Source organism: Bradyrhizobium pachyrhizi (genome assembly GCF_001189245.1).
Lineage (GTDB): Bacteria > Pseudomonadota > Alphaproteobacteria > Rhizobiales > Xanthobacteraceae > Bradyrhizobium > Bradyrhizobium pachyrhizi.
In genome coordinates, this window is the sequence record NZ_LFIQ01000098.1 from 15831 (window position 1) to 31385 (window position 15555).

General features: G+C 60.6%; 12 protein-coding genes and 5 pseudogenes. 6 read left to right on the plus strand and 11 right to left on the minus strand.

Features of this window, described 5'->3' with window-relative positions:
- The 8 genes and pseudogenes from tnpB to AKL29_RS24890 all read right to left on the minus strand — a co-directional run.
- A partial coding sequence (gene tnpB, locus AKL29_RS24860) for an IS66 family insertion sequence element accessory protein TnpB (RefSeq protein ID WP_050386003.1) occupies nt 1-265 on the minus strand: 265 nt, incomplete at its 3' end.
- A 34-nt stretch (nt 266-299) separates the two neighbouring features.
- Nucleotides 300-680: a transposase gene (locus AKL29_RS41120; RefSeq protein ID WP_082190706.1), complete on the minus strand. Its 381-nt coding sequence runs from the start codon at nt 678-680 to the stop codon at nt 300-302.
- 447 nt (nt 681-1127) lie between these two features.
- Entirely contained in the window at nt 1128-2228 is a 1101-nt protein-coding gene (locus tag AKL29_RS24865; protein WP_082190707.1) for a D-alanine--D-alanine ligase family protein, read from the minus strand.
- Nucleotides 2229-2256: 28 nt separating this feature from the next.
- The gene (locus AKL29_RS24870; protein WP_080667332.1) at nt 2257-3072 is read right to left on the minus strand and encodes a 7TM domain-containing protein; all 816 of its coding nucleotides are present in this window, start codon (nt 3070-3072) and stop codon (nt 2257-2259) included.
- Nucleotides 3069-4670 (minus strand): gamma-glutamyltransferase family protein, encoded by a 1602-nt coding sequence (locus tag AKL29_RS24875; protein ID WP_050385992.1) that lies wholly within the window; start codon nt 4668-4670, stop codon nt 3069-3071. Before AKL29_RS24875 ends, AKL29_RS24870 begins: the two co-directional genes overlap by 4 nt.
- Before the next feature lie 15 nt (nt 4671-4685).
- On the minus strand, nt 4686-5738 hold the full coding sequence (locus AKL29_RS24880; protein ID WP_152977758.1) for a KamA family radical SAM protein: 1053 nt from the start codon (nt 5736-5738) through the stop codon (nt 4686-4688).
- Between the two features lie 508 nt (nt 5739-6246).
- Nucleotides 6247-6441: pseudogene (locus AKL29_RS24885) on the minus strand (IS256 family transposase); the annotation flags it as partial.
- A gap of 112 nt (nt 6442-6553) precedes the next feature.
- Complete coding sequence (locus AKL29_RS24890; protein WP_244482385.1) at nt 6554-7165, minus strand: carbohydrate porin; 612 nt, start codon at nt 7163-7165, stop codon at nt 6554-6556.
- Nucleotides 7166-7806: 641 nt separating this feature from the next.
- On the opposite strand from AKL29_RS24890, the gene AKL29_RS24895 reads away from it, so the two are divergent.
- On the plus strand, nt 7807-8334 hold the full coding sequence (locus AKL29_RS24895; RefSeq protein WP_050385995.1) for a CarD family transcriptional regulator: 528 nt from the start codon (nt 7807-7809) through the stop codon (nt 8332-8334).
- Between the two features lie 509 nt (nt 8335-8843).
- Nucleotides 8844-9809, plus strand: a pseudogene (locus AKL29_RS24900) (IS481 family transposase).
- A 241-nt stretch (nt 9810-10050) separates the two neighbouring features.
- On the opposite strand, the gene AKL29_RS24910 reads toward AKL29_RS24900, so the two are convergent.
- From AKL29_RS24910 to AKL29_RS41130, 3 genes and pseudogenes are all read right to left on the minus strand, one after another.
- The gene (locus AKL29_RS24910; protein ID WP_152977760.1) at nt 10051-11001 is read right to left on the minus strand and encodes a class I SAM-dependent methyltransferase; all 951 of its coding nucleotides are present in this window, start codon (nt 10999-11001) and stop codon (nt 10051-10053) included.
- An 88-nt stretch (nt 11002-11089) separates the two neighbouring features.
- A pseudogene (locus AKL29_RS41125) lies at nt 11090-11307 on the minus strand (transposase); the annotation flags it as partial.
- A gap of 50 nt (nt 11308-11357) precedes the next feature.
- Nucleotides 11358-12215 carry a transposase gene (locus AKL29_RS41130; RefSeq protein ID WP_160321788.1) on the minus strand — a complete coding sequence of 286 codons (858 nt, stop codon included), beginning with the start codon at nt 12213-12215 and terminating at the stop codon, nt 11358-11360.
- A 33-nt stretch (nt 12216-12248) separates the two neighbouring features.
- Between AKL29_RS41130 and AKL29_RS24925 the strand changes: the two are divergent.
- The 4 genes and pseudogenes from AKL29_RS24925 to AKL29_RS41135 all read left to right on the plus strand — a co-directional run.
- A pseudogene (locus AKL29_RS24925) lies at nt 12249-12557 on the plus strand (transposase); the annotation flags it as partial.
- A gap of 212 nt (nt 12558-12769) precedes the next feature.
- Nucleotides 12770-13427 (plus strand): annotated as a pseudogene (locus AKL29_RS24930) (IS110 family RNA-guided transposase); the annotation flags it as partial.
- Nucleotides 13428-13631: 204 nt separating this feature from the next.
- The gene (locus AKL29_RS42230; RefSeq protein ID WP_050386001.1) at nt 13632-14198 is read left to right on the plus strand and encodes a leucine-rich repeat domain-containing protein; all 567 of its coding nucleotides are present in this window, start codon (nt 13632-13634) and stop codon (nt 14196-14198) included.
- 70 nt (nt 14199-14268) lie between these two features.
- Nucleotides 14269-15330 (plus strand): NEL-type E3 ubiquitin ligase domain-containing protein, encoded by a 1062-nt coding sequence (locus AKL29_RS41135; RefSeq protein WP_050386002.1) that lies wholly within the window; start codon nt 14269-14271, stop codon nt 15328-15330.
- Nucleotides 15331-15555: the final 225 nt, after the last annotated feature.

The window sequence follows — 15555 nt, forward strand, 5'->3', positions numbered from 1 at the left end:
TCATTCGCATGACGCCGTCAACAACCGGCGGCCACTTGAAGGCGCTGCCCTCAAGCCGCTTCCAATACAGCACAAGGCCACTGCCATCCCAGACGACGATCTTCGCCCGATCAGCGCGCTTCGCACGGAAGACCACCGCCACGCCCTTCATCGGATCGTGGCCCAGCGTCTCCTTCGCCAACAGCGCCAGGCCATCCGCGCCCTTCCTGAAGTCTACAGGTCGGGTTGCAACGTAAATCATGAGGCCAGCGGGAGCCGTCAGCATAAGCGTATCCGGCGCAACGCCACAAACACATCACTCAGCACGGCAAGCCGACGCGTTCCGCACACCTCCACCCGGGCCCCCAGGGATTCAATCGTACGGCGGCGGCTTCCGGCGATCCGGAGGGCGCGGCAGCCGCCGATGGCGACGTGTCCGACACCAAAGGCACGAATGTTACTGTATCCGCCGAAGCCGGCAGCACCAGTTGACCTGAACCCGCCCGGCGCCGCCAGTCATGCACCTGCTGCGGCCGGCAGCCATGGCGGCGTGCGATATCTGTTACAATCACACCCGGCTCAAGGCTTTCCGCGACGATCTGCGTCTTCAAATCATCCGGCCACTGCTTCCGGCCTCCGCCAGCGTACACTTCGATACGCTGCGTCAACGGTCGTCTTATGTCGCCCGAATGGTCGTCCATTGTGAGCACCCTTGCAGAAGATGACTCTTCTAACGGTGCTCATAGGTCTACGCACAAACAATCTGATGGCCTCGGAGCCCCGCTTACGATGAACGGATGACTCTAGCGAGAAGGAACAAGCGTGGCGGTAGTGCCGACTGAAGATGGGCCAGCGACACGACAGGAATCAAAATGCTCCTTGCCCTCAGCGAAGCCGCAAGGTGCGTTCGACGGTGACGGCTTCGCCGCAGGCGGGGTAAGTCCGGCCTTTGTATCAATTGGTAGAAGAGCGCTATGGACGAGCGCGATGACGATCCTGATCGGTTCCGGTGATCAGGATCGCACACACTTCGGCGCAAGGCGGCCCTTCGTGGACGATGCCGCCGAGCCTGGCCGCACAGGCCCCGCGACGAGCTGATCGCCCGGACTCAGGACGCGACCATGCTGCACGGCGAGTTCGCGCTCGCCTCAAGCTGGCGCTTGTCGTTCATGCGGCCGTCCGGCGACAGCTCCGAGGGCCCCTTTTTGGCCGCAGTGGCCTTCAACGCAAGTTGCTGCGCAGGAATGGGCTCCGCTTTTGTCGGACAATGCATAACGTTCCAGCGCGACATCGACGATGCGATTGGCCAGCGCCGGAAAGCCCAGGCCCGCCGCGCGGGCGGCGAGCACATACGAAGCGCCCTGCCCGAGCGCCGCCATGGAATTGATTTCCAGCACGAACGGCTGTCCGGCGCGGTCCACGCGGATATCAACGCGGGCATAATCTCGGCAGAAGCACGCGCGGAACGTCGCGACTGAAATGTCGCGTAGTCGCTTTGCGAGGTCCTCGTCCACGAGGGCCGGACATATTTTCTCGGGTTCGGCCGCAGCGCGATGCGACTTGTCCTCCCAGGTGATCAGGCGAACGGGCCGGTCGGCGAAATCATGCTCTACCAACGGCAGGGTCTCGATCACTTCGTTGCCGAGCAATGCGACGCAGATTTCGCGGCCGTCGATGTACTCTTCGACCAGCGCATCCTGATCGTATTGCGCAACGATCGCGTCCACGGAAGGCTTCAACAGAGCCGGCTCGTGCACGAGCTGCAGACCAAAGCTCGTCGATTCGTGACGCGGCTTCACCACCACCGGAAACTGCAGCTCGCGGACCGCCTCGGTGCCGTCCCGCATGACTTGGAAATTCGGCGTCGGGACGCCGGCAGCACGGATGAGCTCCTTGGTGATCACCTTGTCCAGGGCGAGTGCGTGGCCGAGCGGGCTCGACCCGGTGTACGGAACGCCTCCCATCTCAAGCATGGCCGGAACATGCGTGTAGCGGCACTCTCCCTGAATTCCGTAGGCCATGTTAAATACGATGCCTGACGGCCGCCCCTGGCGATCCGGCGGCATGAACCGCTCCAGCGTGGCGAGCAGGGTTTTGTCACCCTCGCAAAGGAGGGTTTCATGCCCTCCGTCGCGCAGGGCCGCGATCACGTTTTCGACGGCGTTGCGCCCGTACTTCTCGGGACATATCTGTCCGAACCGGTTGATCACTCCCAAGCGATCGCTGTTCCAAACGACAGCTGTGCGCATGTCAGACTCCAATTGATATTCCAAGTCATCACTTGCTCCGACCACCGCGGGTCGGCATCCGCTTCTCAACTAGGGGTTCCGTCTTTTCTCGAACGAACGGGTTCATGCCTTCGAACAAGCGAACGTCGAGATACTTGTTGATCAGCAGAATGCTGCCGGCGAGCGCCAGCACCATTTCGGGGAATCGGAGAAAGAACTTGAACGTGCCCGGCAGCTTGATCAAGCTCACGATCAGGACGGCCGCGATCACCGCCATCAGTGTCCGCCAGAGGGCTTCGGCCAAACCGTCCTGGTCGAGCACCTTGGCGAAGCTCTCGCAGGTCAAGCACAGCGCGATGACGGGAAACAGGGAAATCTCACGCAGCCATGCGATATTCCACCAACTTCCGATTATCAACGGCACGAACAGACACGTCGAGGCGAGACTCAACAGCACGCCGAGGCGCGAGTAGCTGTGATTGGTCGTGAGCAGCCGGCGAAGCCCGACCATGACCACAAGCACCACTAGAACGAACGCGAGGCTGATCGGAATACCCAGGATATTGAACCCCATCGCCAGGAGGATGGGACGAAAGAAGCTGAGGACCTTCACGCCGAGCGTTAGCCGGAAAACCGCGACGATCACGGCGCCCAGCGCTACCAGCAGCACATTTTCGGCCGCGGCGTGAAAATGTGCAGGCACGTCGGCAAGCGAGAATAAGCCTGTCGTCACGGCGGCGGTCGGGAAGACCGGAATCTTCGCTAGCGCGATCCCGACCGGAAGCGCGAACAAGAAGACCAAGAGCCAATCGGTCCTAGCTATCGCGCCCGTCGACTCGGGCGGGGTGGTCGATTTTTCGATCACTGGAACGTTCCCGCCGTTCCGTCACGCCGGGGGTCAGCCGCCCCCGTCACGCCGCCGTCCGGCGAGAACTGCAGCGCGTGCACGGCCGCCATGGCGTAGCTGTGGCGTGACCGGATGACGGGTTCGCGCCCGCTCGCCAGGAGGCTACTCAGCAAGGCGTCGTCCGCGGCCGGCCGCTCGATCCAGACCTTGCCGCCCACGAGCCCGTGCACGCGCGGCGCATCGACGGCCGAAACGATGTCACGGCCGTGATCGATGACGTCGCACGTGACCTGGAGAATGGCCGAGATGATGCGGCGGCTGCCGGCCGCGCCCAGTGCAAGCAATGGCGTTGCGGCGGGGCCGCCCAACACCAGCGTCGGCGCGATGTTCGAGCGGGGCCGGCACCGCGGCGCGAGCGCATGAGCATGCGGTGTGCGCGGACAGGTGCAGAGATAATTGTTGTAGACAAAGCCGAGCGTGCGGTGGGCGACCTTCGCGCCGAATACCGATTGGATCGACTGAGTCAGGCTGACGATCATGCCGTGCCGGTCGCACGCCACCAGATGGGTTGTATCGCCGGGCTCTTCCGCGCAATCGGCCGTGAAGGCGAGCTTTCGCGAGCCAGCAATCGCGGCCGCAACCCGCCTTGCATGATCCTGACTCAGCGAGTCGCGCAAAGTTAGCGCGGGCTGCTGAGAGCTCATGTGCTCGCGTTCGCTGAACGCCGCCGGCACGGCAAGGGCGAGCGCCTTGCGCCATCCGCTTTCCGATCTCGCAAACCCGTGCTCCGCGAGCTCTTTCAACAGGTTGAACGCCATGAGGAGCTGCGGGCCGCCGTTCGGCGCCGGAGCACTGACGATCCGGCAGCCGGCGTACTCGACCGACAGCGGATCTGTCTCGACCGGCGGAGCGCAGGCTGAGAGGTCGGCCGCAGTGATGAGCCCGCCGCACGTCGCCATGTCCGCCGTGATCCGGCGGGCAATGGAGCCCTGGTAGAAATCCTCGATGCCGCGACGCACGAGCTCGCGGAGCGTGACCGCCAATGCGGGCTGGCGGAACGTTGAGCCGGCGGGCGGCGGCCGGCCGTCCGCCAGGAACAACTCCGCCGCCGCGCCGGCGCGTAGATATTGGGCCACCCATCGGCACTGCCGATGCTGCAGCTGCGTGATGGGATAGCCGTCTTCCGCGATCCCGATCGCCGGCGCCAACACCTGGGCGCGACTGAGCACGCCATATTGGCGCTGCGCCCAGTCGAGAGTCGCGGGAGCCGACGGAACCGTGCAGGCGCGATGACCGCGGCGCTGCTGGATTGCCGTGATCGTCTCGAGCGATGCCGCTGCGGGTGCGCGCGACTGTCCGTCGATGATCCGGATTGATCCGTCGGTGCGGCGCACGAGCATCGACGTCTGTCCACCCAGCCCGGACGCGCTCGGTTCGCAGACGGACAACGCCCACGCGGCGGCGACCGCCGCGTCCATGGCGTTGCCGCCCGCACGCAATGTGGCAAGCCCGGCTTGGGTGGCGAGCGGAAAGGCCGTCACCACCGCTGCCCGGCTTGCCGGCTTGCGTCCCTCCGCGGGCGTAACGCCGCTGCGCTCTCGATCTGCGATCAGCATCGCGAGCGCTCCGGGTCAGGCTTCCGGCAAATCGTCGAGCCAGTAGGCGTCCTCAACATACGGCCGGGAGAAGATCTTGCCGAGCTTGTCCAGATATTTGTTCTGGTGGTAGCGCATGTACACGCGGCCATCGTCGCCGAGGTCGAGAATTTCGATCTTCCCGGTATAATGCGACATGATGTACTTGAACGTTTTCTGGATCCCGCTCAGCAGCTGATTAGCCCCTTTGGCGATCTCGATGCCGCGGGCGAGCGGCACCTGAAAGTGCGACGCACCTTTCACTGGTCGCCCCTGGAATAGGTAGTACGGCCGCACGCCGATCTCATGGCACTTGGCGAAGGTGTCGGCGATGATCGCGGGGTCGTCATTCACGTTCGCGAGCAGCACCGTCTGATTGAGGAACTGGACGCCATGCGCGCGCAGCCCGCGGATGCAATGCTCTGCTTCGGACGAGATTTCGCCTATGTGATCGAAGTGGGCGACGATGATCGGCGTCTTGCCCGCCTCGCGCATGCGCCGGAACAGAGCAGCGAGGGTCGGATCCTCCAGCCGCTTGGGAGAGAAGGCCACCATCTTGGTTCCCAAGCGGATGGAGGTCAGATGCGGAATCGGCAGCAGGTGGTCGACGATCATTTCGAGCTTGGTGGTGCTTAGGATGAACGGATCACCGCCCGAGAGCAGCACATTGTTCATCTCCGGATGCGCGCCGATGTAGCGAGCCACTTCAGCGAAATCCGGCGCGATCTCGTCGGAATCCTTGCCGACAATGCGCTTGCGGAAACAGTAACGGCAATATGATGCACAGCGATCGGTGACGAGCAGCAGTCCTGTCTGCGGGTATTTGTGTTGCAAGCCGGGCACGACGGTGTTGGCGTGCTCGCCGCTCGTGTCAAGGCTTCCGGGACTTTCGAATTCCTTGAGCGAAGGCTCGACTATGTGTTTCAGCTGCTCGTAGTATCGGTTCTTTTGAATGTGCTCGCGATAGAACTTCGTGACGTGGTATTGCGTGATGTCATTCGCCTGCAACTCTTCTTCTGGGACGAAGCGCGCACATTCGATGAAGTTCATGAGCGTAGCATCGGAGGGAACCATCTTTTCTGACTGCACTCGTGCCTCGGATACAAGACCCTCCCGCACTGACTCAAGCATCAAGATACTCCCATCCTCTTATTAGACGGAGTCTAAGCGTTAGCCCCCGGCGCGTGGATACCCGATCGGGTCGAGTGTCACTCGACGTTGTAGTAATGTCGGAGAATCGCGTTTATTCCTCGACATCCGACAATTCGTAACAAGCAATTGGCATGCCAATGGTGCGGTCCTGCAGAAATGGTTTAGTTTACGCGTTTCACCGCCATCTTCGTACCGCATTGGAGGAAACGTTGTATTCTCACCATTGTGTGTCGTGTCACGATTGGGTCATGAGATTGGGGGGATGCCCCCATTGATGGGTCATTTCACCCGCGACTTGCGGCTGCGAAATTGCATGAGGTTGAGCGCGAGAGCGAGGCACTCAAGCGGGTCTTGGACGTGCCGCGACGCACGAGCTATCGCCAAAATTTGGTGACGGCCGGGCCGGTCAGGCGGCCGCGGTTGCGGGCTGACGGTCGATCTGTTTGACGATGACCTCGACCCCATCGTTGAATGTCACATCGAGAACGAGTTTTGGCAACCGGTTGTGACCATCGAGACGGCGCCGGCTTTTCTGGGCTCCTTCGACCAGTTTGAAGACCATCGCGAGGGCTGTCCTGTTCGACAGGCAGCCCTTTGCCCGCGCACCGTGACCGCTGGTTGGGGAGGCGAGCGAGACACCATTGGACGCCAATCTCTGATCGGCGAAAGACCCAAAACGTCGCCAGCCCCCGAATTTGATTTGGCCAGCAGGATTAGGATCGCCCTTTTTGTTGTTCCACGCATATTGGATCTGACGGAGCAGGAGGGCGGATCGTTGACGCGAAAGTTGAGGCCATAGCGCTCGCACTCTTGCGGATCACCGGGGCCGGGTCCGGCCTGGTCGCCATCGAAGATGCCGCCAAGAACAGACAACTGGTCGGTGAAGTTGACGAGAAGACGGGCTCCCATCGAATGGCGGCGCCGCTCGGCAGATCCAGCGAGGTGATCGCTGGCCAACACATCGAGCCGTTTGTCAACACGCCGGTGTATTTGGTGTTGAAGAACTCGCTGTCGGCCGCGAGTTGTCCCACCTTTAGCGAGACTTTCTTATTGCCCCACTGCTTTTCGAAATAGACCTCATCGAGACGGGTGGATGGCAAAGCCTCGATGCCGGCCGATATAGGTGGCTGCAATTTGACGCCGTACTTTTGCAAGGGATTAGAGAGAAGACCAAGCGTCTTTTCCTCCACGGTGCTTTCGCCCCTGTCGGGGTCGGTCGGCTTATCCTCGTCGGTCTTCTTGTCCTCCTGGGCGGCCGCTGTCCCCGCCGCAAGCAACATGGCGGCGAAAAATAGTTGTCCAAGGCGCCTCCAGGTACGTCTCACAGTTTCGATCCTGAGCGGCGGGGTGCAAGCGCATCGAGCCATGTGGTCGCTTTGAATTCAAGCCCCGCTGAATGTGGAGCGGCATTGCCGTGACTCACCTAACTTATGTTGACGATGAAGCGAAAAAATTCCGTCAGGATCGCGTGGGGCAGTCAACGACCGGCCAGCGCAACCGGAGCCCCCTCGATGGTCTAGAGATTGAGCCGGGCGGCGCGGCTTTCATTGGTAGAGCTGCAGAGCCATTCTGGGCGCGAGCATGTCGGCGCATTGGCCGAAAGTTCCCTGTGTCTCTCATTCGCACGCCGGGTTTGTCAGACACTTGCCTGCAAGCATGGCAACTGCTGGATTCGCAGGCTGTGAACACGTTGCCAAGAAGCCACGCCATCGAACGGAATGGACATTGGCGGCGTCATTATCGTGGCGGCGCTCGCGCTCGCAGCTTATTGGTGAGGAATAAATGGGGTGACATTTTTGGAGCCCCACCAGTTTGTTTCTAATGCGTTCATTGATCAGCGCCAGAATTGGCGGCAAGCCAATTCGTGATTGGAGCTAGTTGCGAAATGAATTTTGACAATCAGTCCAGGACTAACCTAACCATTCGGTCCCCACGCATTCAGCTATGACTTCTGCCGATCAAGCGAATGAAAGCCAGAGCAGTGAAACGCGCTTTGGATTCAAAGCAACTGGTTCGATCGTTTAACCCAGCGCACGGTGTCGGACAAATCGTTGCCGTTGAAGAGCAAACGGTGGCTGGCGTTCGCCTTGAGTTCTTTGTCATCTATTTCGCAAAGAGCAAGATGACGCTACGCGTTCCAACGAGCAAAGCGACAAACACCGGTATGCGTCACCTATCCGATCCAAACTCCATCCAGCACATACGACGAATCCTGGGTCAACCACCTCATAGGGGGCGAGGCAATTGGCCTCGACTTGCTCAAGAGTACGAAAGCAAGATCAATTCGGGTAATATTGTCGCCATTGCTGAAGTGATGCGCGACCTCCACCGACGCGCTACCAGCCCAGACCAGAGCTACGCCGAACGGCAACTCTACACGGCGGCGGTTGATCGCTTGTCCGAAGCAGTTGCTCTTGTAAGCGGCATGACCGAAGAAGAAGCCGAGAAAGAGCTGGAAAGCCTTATGACAGCCGAGGTCAGGCGCAGCGCCTAGTCGGGGCCTTCGGACAGTCGCGGCTTTGCTTCCATCGAAAACGGCGGCGCCGCGGCCAAATTTTCCGCAATGCGCCGGGACCGCTTTCGCGCGGCCCCGGCGCAAATCTCATTCTGCCGCTTGCGAGAAGGTGTCCCCACCCTGCGCATCGCTGGATGGCTCGCGCGAGGGCTGCGCCCTCAGTCCACTTCAAGGATACGTCTTGCGATCTCCGCGCAAGCGACGTCGCCGGGCCAGAAATCTAATTCCCCCTACTCCTCCAGGGTACCGGGATCTTACGGAGGCAAACTACTCCTTTTCGGCGTGAAACCTGCGCGCGCTTCGTGCAGACTTATCCTCATCAGGATTTTTCGATCCCTCCTGGGGCTAGAGCCAGCGCCGTCCGCATGTATTTCAAGCGGGCGGCGTTGTGCATTAGCCCAACAAACAAGGAGAGCCCCGACGGGGGCCAGGTGTTTAGTCCCAAGCTTTGATGGTGCATTCTTTTCGCGCGATTCGAAGGATGCGCTGTGGGACAAGTTCTACACGGCTGCGCCACCACGACGGAGGCGGTCCGTCGAGCAATATAAAATAGTCAAGAGAGCCTGAGAGCCCTCGCCAGGCGCTACGGGATCAACCAGAAGACTGTCGCCAAGTGGAAACAACGCGAGACCGTCGCTGATAGGCCGACAGGCCCCAGGGACGCCAAGTCGACAGTCCTTTCCATCGAGGAGGAGGCGATCATCGTCGCTTTCCGGCGGCATACGCTACTGCCGCTTGACGATTGCCTCTATGCGCTGCAGCCGACCATTCCGCACCTGACGCGATCATCCCTGCATCGCTGTCTCCAGCGCCACGGCATCAGCCGATTGCCGGAGGTCGAAGGCAGCAAGCCTTCGAAGAAGAAGTTCAAGGCTTACCCGATCGGCTATTTCCACATCGATATCGCAGAGCTTCAGACCGCTGAAGGCAAGCTCTACCTCTACGTCGCCATCGATCGCACCAGCAAGTTCGCCTTCGTGCAACTGGTCAGGAAGACGGGAAGGACCTCAGCCGCGGCCTTCCTCGAAGCTCTGATCGCGGCTGCCCCCTACAAGATCCACACGGTTCTCACCGACAATGGAATCCAGTTCACCTTCCCGCCGCGCTATGCGGACGGTCCGACGGCAAGATACGTGACGCATATGTTCGATATGCGATGCCAGGAAAACGGCATCGAACATCGGCTGACCAAGATCAAGCATCCCTGGACCAATGGCCAAGTCGAGCGCATGAACCGCACGATCAAGGAAGCGACCGTCCAACGCCACCATTACGATCGACACGATCAGCTCGAAGCTCACCTTGCCGACTTCATCGCCGCCTACAACTACGCTCGACGGCTGAAGACCCTGAGGGGCCTCACACCCTACGAATACACCTGCAAATGCTGGACTTCCCAGCTGGAACGATTCAAACTCAACCCGCTCCAGCGAATGCCAGGACTAAACACCTAGCTGCCGCTTCTCTAAAAGCCGCTGCGCATTCGTGGCAAGCGTTAGCAGCGTCGCACCTTCGTCCTTGTACGAGCGCTCGGCCACCTGGTGCCAAGCGATCTCCCGCGAGCAGCGATCCTGCTCTTTGCCCCATTCCGCTAACACCCTGTCATACATTGTATTGTCGATCCGGCCGTCGAGGTTTGTCGACATACATGGCACGCAGACGTTGCGTCAGGCAGTCGTATTCGGCTTGTACGGACTACGCACTCGTCGTCAGTACACAAGCGGCCTGTTGCCCCGAATACGATATCCAATTGACACCATAGTTGGTTTCACGGATGAATTCGTCGAATGCTAATCTTTCATGCTTCTCGAACCCTACGTAGTTGAAGTATTCGTCAAACACGATAACGCATCCCGGACGAATCTGAGACTTGAGCCCCGTAAAGATGCTTCTTGTGCTTGAATATATGTCGCAGTCGACGTGGATGAACGCAATGGGAAGCTCGCGCTGAGCAAACACCGGAATCGTCTCATCAAACAGTCCAATAATAAGCTCTACGTTCTCCGGAACGTTAGGCGCCTTACCTCCACGATCGAAGTCCACTGGAAGGTATCCGTTCCAGCGCTCCGGGAGGCCAGTAAAGCTGTCGAAGCCATAAAACTTCCGCTCTGGAAATCGCTCGGCCATGGTGCTGATCGTGTAACCGCTATAGACGCCGAATTCGAGGACAACGCCCGCACCCGCTTTCGACAAGGCATCAAACCTGAACTCATCATGATCGGCAAAAAACACAGCATCAGTCATTTCTGTGCGGATTATCTCAATGGCTTGTTCCTGCGCAATCACAGACAAAGCACGAAACAAGCCATGGTTTGTTCTGGGTAGCCCGTACATTTCCGCAGCGGTTACAAGTTTGCGAAGGTGTTCATTTGCAATGTCCTGCTTGCTAAGCATCGTCGACAAAGCTTTGGCAACCTCGCTGGAAGATTTTGCCAGCCGATCAATTGCGGCCAATAGGCGATCGTCAACCGTTTCTTTCATCGCGTCATTCCCTTTGACTACACAAAGATCAATTGCTCTCGCCGATCCCGACACACATCGATCCTCGGAGAAGCGGTAACTTTCAAAGAAGCATTTATTGAGCCAGAAACTGGCATTTTCGGCGCCTGCTCTCGCAGCGGCATCCACTTTCACCAGCCGCTGCACGCCTGGTCTAGCGACGGGTCGCTGGCCTGCGCACGTGCAAGACGTCGCGTTCCAGTTGGTAGATGGGTCCGTGTGGTCCAACGCTGCGCGGAAAGGTCATGTAGGCGAGCGCATCGGTCTTGGCGTCGTCGAGGAAGCCGGCAAGCTTGGGCAGCTTGGGGCGGAGCTGGTCGGAGACCCTTCGCCATTGCGCCTTGGCAGTCTCGGCATCACCCTGGGCAAAGGTGGTAGCGATGAAGGCGAGACGGCGCGCCGCCCGCTCTTGCCGGCAAGCGCCAGCGCGTTACGCATGAAGTGCACCCGGGGGCCGTTGAACAAGTGGTTGATGGATCTGCTCGATGCAGTAACCGGCCCATTCACTCGCGATGCTGACCGCGGCGTTTCGAGGGGAAACGATCGAGCGCAAAAGGAGTGCAGCCAGAGCGCCTGCCAGCCGCTTGAGGTTGATGGCGGCGCGTCAGGTAGGCCTGGATCTTCATGTTCGGCAGACCACGCCGTATGGCGCGCGCCAGCCCATGCCAGGTCCTGGCTTCGCCATGGAAGCCCTCTGAACGCCAGCGATGGCGCTGATAGAGCCGTCGATCTTGCCAGCTCCATCGCTCGCGACGGCGGCGGGCGCGGAGCAGTGCGGGATAATCGTTACCCACAACAACTGCCCTTATTAAGTCTCCCCTTCGATAGACAGTCACCCTTGAGCGGACACCGGGCACAATCCTTTGCCTTCGAGTAAAAGAAACGGCCGTGCTTATGGGTCGCGCGGGGCGCAAGGTACGTCCTCGCGGGCATTTCAGGATGTCGTGCTTGGCGTCGTACCGGAAGCGTCTGAGAGGTACGCGACTCTTGATTGGTTCAGATTTAGCCGGGATCAGGGCATCGATGCCGCGCCGTTCGAGAGCGCCGTAGACTTTGGCGTAAGCATAGCCGGCATCGGCGGTGACCGCTTTGATGTCGATGCCTGTAATCGCTTCAACCTCATCAACTTGCGGCTCGATCATCTCACCTTCGTTCGTTTGTCCAGTTGTGACCGCGACGTCCAAAATGACGCCGACCTTGTCATCGACGGCCGTGTGTTGCTTGTAAGAGGGCTTCAGCCGACGGTTTCGGGCATTTGTGGCCATCGTTGCATCGGGATCGGTCGTGCAGACCTTCTTGTACTTGCCGCTCTGCCGGCCCTTTCTCTCAACCTCGTGAACCTCCTCCGAATTGATGGACACCTGTAGTAGGCTCGAAGAGCCAGGAGGTGTCGGATGGAAGGACATCAACGTCGGTCGTTTACGGACGACTACAAGCGGCAAGCGGTTGATCTCGTAGCGTCGAGCGGGCGCTCGATCGGATCTGTCGCCAAGGAGCTTGGCCTGCGCGATTCCGTGCTGCGGCGGTGGGTGGAGCAGCGAGGGGCCCGGCTGGAGCCGACGGCGGCGACGCGGCGCCCCACAACGCAGGCGACGCTGCCGTCGGCGGACCACGCGGCAGAGATCGCGCGTTTGCAGCGAGAGAACGAGCGGCTGCGCATGGAGCGCGACATTCTAAAAAACTGTCCAGCACGGTGGCGCGCCTGTGCGGGGTAGAAACAGCCTTGTGCTATCCTCGGCGGCTGGGAGGGTAGCGGCCGTTCGATTATTGGAGGTACAATCCCCGTTAAAAAACATCGTCCATGGGTGCATGCGAACTTGAGAGTGGTGACGTCGCCCTGGCGACGATCCCGATTAGGAAGATGACGATTGGCATAGCCCAGACCCTCCTGCTCATCATTGAATGGAGGATTGCCATGCAGAAGAAGAGGACGGCCGGCGACCGTCCGGAACTGAAGCCGGCCAACGTCGGGGCCGCCGCCATCGACATCGGATCAACGATGCACATGGCTGCGGTGAACCCCGCTTGCACCGACGTGCCTGTGCGCTCTTTTGGCACATTCACGCAAGACCTGCATGAGCTGGCGGACTGGTTCAAAACGTGCGGCGTGACGAGTGTCGCGATGGAATCCACCGGGGTCTATTGGATCCCGGTCTACGAGATCCTGGAGCAGCGCGGGTTTGAGGTGATTCTGGTCAATGCGCGGTACGCCAAGAACGTGCCCGGGCGCAAGACCGATGTCAGCGATGCCGCATGGTTGCGCCAGCTTCACTCCTATGGCCTGTTACGCGGCAGCTTCCGACCTGATGCCGAGATCGCAACCCTGCGCGCGTATCTGCGCCAACGGGAGCGGCTGTGGAAATGCCGCCGCCCATATCCAGCATATGCAGAAGGCCCTGATGGAGATGAATCTGCAACTCCATCATGTGATCACGGATATAACGGGCGCAACCGGCATGCGGATTATCCGAGCGATTGTTGCAGGCGAGCGGAATCCTGACGTCTTGGCAACCTATCGGGACGTGCGATGCCATTCATCCATCGCGACGATCCGTGCGGCCCTGGTGGGCAATCGCTGGGCGGCAGTTTCAGTCAGACGGACTATTGGCACGATCTCGGGGCATCGAGCTTCGACCGACAGCCTTGGCCGGGCGATGGCAATATTTCAGAAGAAGCACACCGGCACACCCCGGCAACGGCGCAGAGGGTCGAAGCCTTGAGCGACGGGTGGGCCTCCGCCACCGGCTCTGTCAGCCCCGACGAACGGTGAAGCCCGCGTGCTCTGGCCATCGCAGCTTGACCAGATCCTGAACAGTTGGGCTGACGCCGAGGAGCAGATAGAAGGCGAGGACCGGCAAGAGGCGGTAAGACGAATCAAAGCCTGGGGAGAGGCCGGCGACGTCTACACGCGTCTGGAGCTGCCATACCTGAGCTTGACGACCTTGCCCGCCGCATTCCCGCCCGATCTCCGGTCGCTCAACGTCAGCGGCAACGAGTTGATGCACCTGCCCGACACCCTTCCGGCCCAACTCCGGATGCTCGAAGTTGGCGCCAACCGGCTGACCAGCCTACCAGAAACCCTGCCGGCCGAGCTCCAGAACCTCGACGTCCGCGGCAATCGGCTGACCAACCTGCCCGAGATCCTCCCGGCTGGACTTCAGTTACTTGCCGTTGGCGGCAACCAGTTGACTAGTCTGTCCAACACCCTCCCGCCCGAACTCCAAGAGTTCGAAGCCGACGGCAACCAGCTGACTAGCCTGCCTGAGAGCCTCCCCGCCGAGCTTCAGTTGCTGTCCGTCCGCGACAACCGGCTGACTAGCCCTGCCCGAGACACTCCCGCCTGAGCTCCAGAGGCTTCATGCCAGCCGCAATAGGCTGACCAGCCTGCCCGATGCCCTCCCGACCGAGCTTCAGGTGCTCGAGGCGGGCGACAACCGGCTGACCAGCCTGCCGGAGACCTTGCTAACGCAGCTAGGTTGTGGGTGTACGGTTTATCTGGAGGATAATCCGCTGACCGAGAGGGTGCTGACGAATCTGGCGACAGCCCTGAACGCGCCAGGCTATGTCGGCCCTCGGGTCTTCTTCGCAATGGGCGGGGGAGCAGCGGAGAGTCAAGCGCGGCCGCTGCCCGAAGTGGTGGCGGACTGGCTCGAGGAGGCGCCCGAGTCATTGGCCGCCTGGCAAAACTTCGCCAACGAGGCGGGTGCCCCGGCATACGCAAGCTTCCTCGACAGGCTGCGGGACACTGTGAATTACGGCAATCCCCAGTTCCGGCAGGCCGTGATCGAGGACCTGCAGCGGGCGGCGATCAGGCCGCGGTTGCGCGAGCAGTACTTTCAGCTGGCCTTTGGGGCGAGCGAGAGCTGCGAGGATCGCATCACATTGACCTGGAACAGCATGCAGACCGCACGCCTGAACGCTGACGTCGAGGATGGCGCCTATGACAATCGGCTTGGTGATCTTGTCGAACAGGGCCGCATCCTGTTCCGCCTGGACGCGCTCGAGCAGATCGCCCGGGAGAAGGTCGACTCGCTCCGCTTTGTCGACGAGATCGAAGTCTATCTCGCCTATCAGGTCAAGTTGCGCGAGCGGCTGGAGCTACGGCACATCGCCCCGGACATGCGCTTCTTCGGCGTCTCCTGGGTTACAGACTACGACCTCAGCACGGCCGAGACGCGGGTGCGCCACGAGGAGGCGACGGGGTTTGCCGACTATCTGGCAACCCGGTGGCAACCCTGGGAAACGGTGGTAAGCCGGATCGCGCCCGAAGCCCATGCACAGATGCAGGGTCGTCTCGTCGAGGCGATGGGCGAGGAGTTCGACAGCCACCTCCAGCAACGGCTGGCCGATCATGACCTGATCGGGAACAGCGATGCCGAGCGGCAGTTCGGAGCGCAGATCCGCGACGAGATCGCCCGCGAGATCAAGGGCGCGCTGACGCGTCAGGTGCTCGCGGACCACGGGCTTGGGGTGTGAAACGGCCGTCTAGTTGCGAGGCTGTCAATCCTGTTTCCACTCAACCCTCGCCGCGTCATTGTGGGCGGTGGTAGGCCCCGGCGGATCGCACGCATGGAAGGCGCTGAAAACGGCCCCGGAAAGGCCCGAAAACAGCGCGCGGTGGGCGGGTTTGACTGGTTGAAAATTGGGTACTGTCCGTATTCCGAGGCCCGTGTGTCGCGCGCCATGGAAAACTGCCCCCTC

Excerpts from the sequence above, each read along its gene's own strand:
- AKL29_RS24880 (WP_152977758.1), bottom strand. The coding sequence starts at position 5,738 with ATGAACTTCATCGAATGTGCGCGCTTCGTCCCAGAAGAAGAGTTGCAG.
- AKL29_RS24865 (WP_082190707.1), bottom strand. The coding sequence starts at position 2,228 with ATGCGCACAGCTGTCGTTTGGAACAGCGATCGCTTGGGAGTGATCAAC.
- AKL29_RS24875 (WP_050385992.1), bottom strand. The coding sequence starts at position 4,670 with ATGCTGATCGCAGATCGAGAGCGCAGCGGCGTTACGCCCGCGGAGGGA.
- AKL29_RS24895 (WP_050385995.1), top strand. The coding sequence starts at position 7,807 with ATGAAAGCCAGAGCAGTGAAACGCGCTTTGGATTCAAAGCAACTGGTT.
- AKL29_RS41120 (WP_082190706.1), bottom strand. The coding sequence starts at position 680 with ATGGACGACCATTCGGGCGACATAAGACGACCGTTGACGCAGCGTATC.